The following is a 693-nucleotide window of genomic DNA, read 5'->3' as shown; positions in this document are numbered from 1 at the left end:
AACCGTTGGATCCAGATTTTCAGCACTAGTCTTTTCTTCAACCAGCTTATCACCTGTGATAGTACGTTGGATCATCAACCTTGGTCTTGGCTGGAACCGTTGGATCCAGATTTTCAGCACTAGTCTTTTCTTCAACCAGCTTATTACCTGGGATAGTGTCGACTGACTTGTCTGGGTAGGTAATTGTGGTATCTCCATTGTCACCCACATCAATCTTGGTTCCTTCTGGTAAGCCAGGGTTGTTATCACGAATGTTGTCTTCGACTTCTTTCTTTTCGTCATCAGTCAGCTTCGTTGGATCATCAACCTTGGTCTTGGCTGGAACCGTTGGATCCAGCTTTTCAGAACTATTCTTTTCTTCAACCAGCTTATTACCTGGGATAGTGTCGACTGACTGGTCTGGGTAGGTAATTGTGGTATCTCCATTGTCACCCACATCAATCTTGGTTCCTTCTGGTAAGCCAGGGTTGTTATCACGAATGTTGTCTTCGACTTCTTTCTTTTCGTCATCAGTCAGCTTCGTTGGATCATCAACCTTGGTCTTGGCTGGAACCGTTGGATCCAGATTTTCAGCACTAGTCTTTTCTTCAACCAGCTTATCACCTGTGATAGTGTCGACTGACTGGTCTGGGTAGGTAATTGTGGTATCTCCATTGTCACCCACATCAATCTTGGTTCCTTCTGGTAAGCCAG

General features: G+C 44.9%; 1 pseudogene. It reads right to left on the bottom strand.

Annotated features, from left to right (window positions below):
* Positions 1 to 49: 49 nt before the first annotated feature.
* Positions 50 to 693, bottom strand: a pseudogene (locus OZJ21_RS09760) (LEA family epithelial adhesin); the annotation flags it as partial.

Source organism: Ligilactobacillus sp. UO.C109 (genome assembly GCF_026847815.1).
Lineage (GTDB): Bacteria > Bacillota > Bacilli > Lactobacillales > Lactobacillaceae > Ligilactobacillus > Ligilactobacillus salivarius.
This window is presented reverse-complemented; position numbering and strand designations above follow the sequence as displayed.